Genomic DNA, 6,874 nt, shown 5'->3' on the forward strand with positions numbered 1-6,874 from the left:
AGTTATACTATAAGAGTTAACTTTCTTCTATCTTTGTATAAATTCAATATCATACAAAATACTTCAATAGGTATCATTTAAATCTCAAATAATGATCATAAATCATGATATACATTCCCATATTCATAGAAACGACAATAGGCCCATATTATGAATATCATTAGATGATGTAGTTATCTTATAACAAAGATATAGAAAACATAAACAATGTGTATAGCTACAGGGGGAAAATATATTTACAATTATCAATGTAAATATTGATGTAACGTATAAAATACCAAATAATAAAAATGAAGCTGTTTAAACTTTAGTTAAAATCCTCAAAACCGTGTGAGTTTTGAAGTGGTAACTTTACATAAATATAGTAATGGGGATCATAGACAAATCTATAATTGAAAAGTGTATTTTACCACATCTAATCATTGGAACACGAGGTTATGAGACGACAGGTCCACTTATGGAGATCGTAGAATGCATTTCTATCGCTTTAAAACGGGTGGCTAATGGCGTGAGTTACCTACAAAACAGTTCTTTACGGACAAAGTGTTGAACTGGAATTCGGTCTTTTATTACCACTAATAAGTGGACGGGGTCGCCCGTGCGGTAAAGCCGATTGTTGGAAGACCATTTGGATTAATCTGTTAAGCAAAATCTGAAACATTTATACCTATCGAGTGTTGAGTTTGATGGTAGTCATGCCTCCGCCAAAAACGGGGGTGATGTAGTAGGCTATAAGGGGCGAAAAGCCTGTAAGACTGCAATGCACTATTTATGTCAGACAATTAGGGCGTTATGTTGGCCATATCAACTCCTTAAGAATGGAAACATTATGATCTATTCCAAATTCAGTAGCTATTTGATGAAATTTGCAGCCAGTTGAAAGAAGCTGTTATTAACTTAAGAAGGTGGTAGTGGCTTAACTGAGTTTATGGTCGAAGAAAAACTGGTTGATGAATAGGCGAATAATCGCGTCGTGGACCTCAATCGACCGTACGACGGACCGTTTGAAAACAAATCGTTCACCGGGCCAGTCACTTGATACGTGTTCGCAAAGTGAGGTGTTTGCGTTCCAAACTTTGTAACAAAGCTTTGCATTGCAGGCGAATGGATTGATCCAGGCAGTCAAAGTAGGCCGGGGCAGTCATCCGTCACCAGGCATCAGTGATCCCGCGACTCACGCTGATGCAGGACGCTTCAAGTAGGGCCATCAAAGCCCGAAACGTTTGGTGAGTCCGTCGGCCAATCGGAACGCCGAACCGACACGAAAGCAACGACATCGCCCGTTTTCGCTTCTTCAACCCACGGCAGCGGCCGACCGTCACAGCCAGCGCTGTCGCTGTTTGCTGCCTACAAATGACCATTTCATGGTGGCCACGACTCGTCGACTTTTAAGCTCAGAATCAGCTCTTTGCCTATGTACTTAGAGTTAACGGATAAGACCTGACTACTTTTTTTAAAATGACTACTAACCGTATTTCGATTGATGCCCAATACTCGGGCGGTATCACACACCCCACTTCCATTGAGTCCAAGTTGGGTAATTTGAGCCTTGACCAACGGATCACGTGCTTTGTGGGTGTAGGTTTTAACGAATGTACGACCGTGCGACGGTCGCCACAGTCAAAGCAACGGTATCGTTGCGTACCGCTCCGGATAGTACCATAGCGTTTGACCTGTTGAGTTTGACCACAATGTTTGCAAACAACTGCTTATAAGACCATTTACAAAAATATACTTTTCAACGCAGTTCAGCCATGACCGAGGTTAAATAAGAAATAAACCCAAAATCTGGGTTTATAATAACAATTAATGCTAACATATCGTGACATCTAAACTAAGCAAATGTAACAAACCTGTAGCAGTCGTTCCTGCTCTGTTACCTTAGCTAATACCTGTCAACTATTCCAAGCTATTTTGCTTCAATTCACTAGATTTAAAGGATATATTACTGACAAAACTTTGAAAACCATAAATAGGCATTGGAATACTTCTTCTTCTATTGTGGAGTATTTTGAGAATGTAATTTGATATTTTTAATATCTGCCAAACTGCACCAGTGGCCTACGATAACGGCTGAACTAGCCATTTCTGCTGCTTCCACTAATTTTCCCTTTTCAGTAACCGCTGAGCCTGCGTAGTGGTAAACGTGCTGTTCGGAAACTCATTAGTCTGAATAGCTGGCCATAACCAACTACCTAACGCCATGACTCCGTGACGATTCTCATTTTTCTCTGGCATTTATTTCATGTTTCATAGAACGATCAAAATATTAGCTATCTTCTTTGCATCAGGTTCCTTTGTGCCACTATCCATCTGCTTCGTTTCTAATAGAGGGCCTGTTTCGTTCGAATATTTATCAACTTTCATTCTTGATCTGCAACGGCTATGAATAGCGTTAACGTGATAGCTATCCGATTAGGAATATCTCAGATTTTTGAGGCGATCGAAAAGGCTTCGCTAGATCAAGCCTGTTTGATGTTATGAATCAGCCAATCTTTCATTAGGACCAAATTGGTTCAGATATTTTCTGATCAAATGCAATTTTAGAGAACATTTTCTTTATATAAAGAACTGATTTACAATCAATTAAACTTAAAGATGTAAGGTTTAAAATATACCTTTAGTTAATTATATAGATCTATTTACTTAATTTGCTTCAGTATACGAACCTATCTATTTATTAATCAGATCATATAAAGCACCTCTATCTTTTATCGCTAGCTTATCTATCGCTTTCTCGTGAGTTAAAAGTATTGATTCAAGTTACAGAGAATCAGTTCATCATTACTTTCAAACAGCATTTTTATTTTAACAATAAGTATGGAACCTGGATACTTTAAAGCAAAGCTGATTGCTTTTATTGAACAAACTTCACTTGAAAATTCATTAACCAGTGAAGAAAGAAAAGCTTTTATTGAATGTACCAGTGAATTAATGGCCGCTAAATATGAAGAATTCAGATTGGATGGCATGAGTATAGACGAATCGATCAATACCGCTATAGCTGAAGTATTAGAATCCTTAAATTAAATCCATTAAAGATGTCTTTTCATTCTACTCAACAGTTTAAAGACAACCTAGATGCCATTGAGCTTGCCTTAAAATTATCAAGTAAGTCTGCGAAAGCCTCTGATGATGAGTGGTGGGTACTAGCCAAATATGCAGGCTTTGGTGGATTAAAAGAAATACTTAGGAATCCGCACGATGATCGGGACTGGAATGCGACCAACCAGCGGCAGCGGCCCTATGTAATGCGATTACATCAACTCCTTGACCAATATGTACCTAATCGCAAATCTGACTATCTCAGCTCCCTAAAAGCCAGTACACTTACTAGCTATTACACCCCTGAGCACATCGTTCATGCGATGGGCAGTTCTCTTAAGTCCCAAGGAATCAACGTTAGTACGGTCCTTGATCCGAGTGCTGGAAATGGACAATTCATTAAAAGTCTTCGTGAAGTGTGGCCCATCAAACAGGGTATTATGTTTGAGAAAGACTTAATAGCTGGTTTGATTCTTAATGCTAAATCGTCTGATCAAGTTTATACGAAGGGCTTTGAAGAAATTTCCCATACCTACCATAATTACTTTGACCTTGTTACCAGTAATATCCCGTTTGGCAATATTTCGGTTTTTGATCCAGCTTATAAGAATGGCTTACCTGCCGAGCGGGAATCAACCAAATTTATACACAATTATTTCATGCTCAAAGGCTTAGATTGCACGAGAGCGGGTGGGCTTTTAGCCTACATTACTACTGAAAACTTTCTTAATACGTCAACTAATGAGAAGTTTAGACAGCATCTCATGGAGCGAGCTGATTTAGTGTCAGCGATTCGACTCCCACATGGGCTATTTGGTAGTGCTGGTACTCAGGTTGGTACTGATCTGATTATCTTACAAAAAAAAGAGAGCCCTAGTCTTCACTTTTCACCGCTCCAAGAGAGCTTTATAAAATCCACCCAGGACCAAGGCATACCCATTAGCTCGCTTTTTCTAGGCGGAGATCATGTCATTGCTTCTGCTATCCAAGTATCAACTAACCAATATGGGCAACCTGGTTTCCGAAATATTTATACAGGAACATTAGATCATCTGTACACAGATTTATGTAAAATACTTGATCGAGACTTAACACGACTTAGTGTTTCACGGTATGAAGAGTTTAGATTACAGTATGAAGAGTTTAGATTACAGCCTCAAGTTTCTAGCGGCCAGCTCGATCTCTTCAGTGCCTTTGTCGATAAGAAAACAGAACCCATTCCCTACACAGGTAAAGCCTTTGCCTTCTTACAAGATGGGATGATTGTTAGAGAAAAAAACATACTGGGCCACTTAAATGAGGGCATAGTCATTCCTCTATCGGTCAGCAAAAACCAGGATCGTAAACTCGATGAGTTTATGATCTTAAGGAATACCTATCTACATCTCAATAATGTTGAAAGAAGCACGCAGCAAGAAGATCCAGTCCTAAGAAATTTCCTTAACGTAGCCTACCATACATTTACGAATCGCTTCGGGCCACTCAATAGTAAGAACAATGTAGACACCTTACTGCTTGATGCATCTGGTAGGGAAATTCTTTCGCTTGAAAAAGTAGAAAACAAACAGTTTGTCAAGGCTGACATTTTTTTTGAGTCTACTCAGATTGCCAAAGCTAAAGTTGATTTTTTCACATCCGAACAAGCTTTGCTTGCGTCTTTGAATGCCTATGGTAAAATCGATCTCCACTACATGGCAGATTTGGCACTCAAAAGTCCAGCCGATGTACGCAACGATCTAAAGGAGCTCATCTATTATTCTCCAGCAGAAAAAGAGTATCAGACGAAAGACCAATTTGGTTCAGGCCACATTCTGGATAAGATAGAGCTCATTAAAAAAGAACCAGGCTATCAAGAAAAGGGTGAGCTGCAACACTCTTTGAAGTTTCTAGAGCAGGTATTACCTGCAAAAATACCCTTTGACAGTATCGGGATCAGTTTAGGTGAGCGTTGGATGGACCCAAAAGTCTATTCAAATTTCGCTAGTAAGCTCTTTAGTGATTTTATTGATGTCAAGTATTCCCCCTCTTTAGATGCATATGAAGCAAAAATAAAGTACGGGGGCAAGCCTAATCATACGATGGATACGCTGTACTCTGTCAAAACGGAGAACCGAAAATATACTGCGTTGGACTTACTGGAACATGCCCTTCTTGATACGCTCCCTAATCCTACGAAGACAGTATCTAATCCTGCGGGAGAGCCCGTCAAAGTACGGGATACGGAAAGTATTCGGTTAATAGCTACCAAAGTTCAGCTTATCCGCGATGAATTTGACAAATACCTACAAAATCTAACTCCCCAAGAAAAACAAGGCATTGAAAATCAATACAATAAACTTTTCAATTCTACAGTTCGGGGGAAGTTTGACGGCTCACATCTGGAGTTCAAGGATATGAATAGGGCTGGCCTGGGTATAAAGGATTTGTATACTTCTCAAAAGGATGCCGTCTGGATGATACTTCAGCAGCGGGGGGGAATTATCGACCATGAAGTAGGTACAGGGAAGAGCATGACCATGATTGCGGCCAGTTACGAACTTAAGCGTCTAGGCATCGCCAATAAACCTATGATCACGGGACTAAAAGCGAATATTGGTCAAATTGTTGATTCCTATCGTACCGCTTATCCTGAAGCTAAAATTCTTGCTCCGAGTGAAAGCGATTTTTCTAAACAAAATCGTGAAGCCTTCTTCAGCAAAATCGCTAATAACAACTGGGACTGTATCATTATGACTCATGATCAGTTCATGAAAATCCCACAGAGCAAAGAAGTTGAAAGAAAGATTATTAATAAAGAGCTAGAAAATATAGACAATGATCTGGAAACGCTACGTCAGAGCGGCGAAAGCATTCGTTCATCTCTATATAAAGGCGTAGAGACCAGAAAGAAAAACCTTTCCACGAAGTTAGAAGAGCTAACTCAGGAGATTGACGGCCGACGAGATAAAGTCGTCGATTTCAAAAAAATGGGAATAGACTTTCTCATCGTAGATGAGTCGCATAAATTCAAGAACCTCTTATTCACCACTCGGCACGACCGAGTAGCGGGACTGGGGGACCCTAAAGGTTCTGAGCGAGCTCTTAACATGCTCATTGCTACGCGGACGCTTCAACAAGCTAGAGGTGGGGATAGTGGGGTGGTGTTTGCTTCAGGAACGACCATTTCTAACTCCTTGACAGAGTTGTACCTTCTTTTTAAATACTTGCGGCCAGAAGAATTAAAAAAGCAGAATATTGAAAATTTTGACTCCTGGTTGGCAGTATTCGCAAAAAAAACTACTGACTACGAATATAGTGTTACGAATCAGCTTATTGAAAAGTCCAGATTCCGTCACTTTACTAAAGTGCCTGAGCTGGCCAGTTTTTATAACCAGGTTACCGATTATAAAACGGCTGCTATGGTTGGTGTCAAGCGGCCAGAAGCAGTTACTGAACTCATCGTTTTAAAACCGACCCCAGATCAGTCTGAATTTACAGCCCGTCTAATTGAGTTTGCCAAAACCGGGGATGGCACCCTTCTAGGTAGAGCTCCTCTTTCAGAAAAGGAAGGGAATGCCAAAATGCTGATTGCTACTAATTATTCGAAAAAGGCAGCTCTAGATATGCGATTAGTGGATCCCAGCCTGGAAGATCATCCTGGAAGTAAGGTATCAGCAGCAGCTTCAAAAATTTTCGAATACTACGAAAAGTCTAATCCGTACAAAGGCACACAGATGGTCTTTTGTGATATGGGCACCCCTGGTGCGGGTAAAGAATTTGATGTCTACCATGCGTTAAAAAACAAGCTGGTAGAAACCTATCACATTCCTGCTGACCAAATTCGATTCAT

General features: G+C 40.1%; 4 protein-coding genes. 2 read left to right on the forward strand and 2 right to left on the reverse strand.

Annotation, left to right across the window (positions count from 1 at the left end; all coding sequences use genetic code 11):
* Positions 1-1,362 precede the first annotated feature (1,362 nt).
* Positions 1,363-1,620 (reverse strand): IS1-like element transposase, encoded by a 258-nt coding sequence (locus QE390_RS24820; RefSeq protein ID WP_373424580.1) that lies wholly within the window; start codon positions 1,618-1,620, stop codon positions 1,363-1,365.
* A 480-nt stretch (positions 1,621-2,100) separates the two neighbouring features.
* A complete protein-coding gene (locus QE390_RS24390; protein WP_307144316.1) occupies positions 2,101-2,238 on the reverse strand; it encodes a hypothetical protein in 138 nt (45 codons plus the stop codon).
* A gap of 582 nt (positions 2,239-2,820) precedes the next feature.
* Between QE390_RS24390 and QE390_RS24395 the strand changes: the two genes are divergently transcribed.
* Together QE390_RS24395 and QE390_RS24400 are read left to right on the forward strand one after the other, a co-directional pair.
* Positions 2,821-3,030 (forward strand): hypothetical protein, encoded by a 210-nt coding sequence (locus tag QE390_RS24395; protein ID WP_307144317.1) that lies wholly within the window; start codon positions 2,821-2,823, stop codon positions 3,028-3,030.
* A gap of 11 nt (positions 3,031-3,041) precedes the next feature.
* The coding region (locus tag QE390_RS24400; RefSeq protein WP_307144318.1) for an N-6 DNA methylase at positions 3,042-6,874 on the forward strand (3,833 nt) is incomplete at its 3' end.

The organism is Siphonobacter sp. SORGH_AS_1065, from assembly GCF_030818595.1.
In the GTDB taxonomy this organism is placed as follows: domain Bacteria; phylum Bacteroidota; class Bacteroidia; order Cytophagales; family Spirosomataceae; genus Siphonobacter.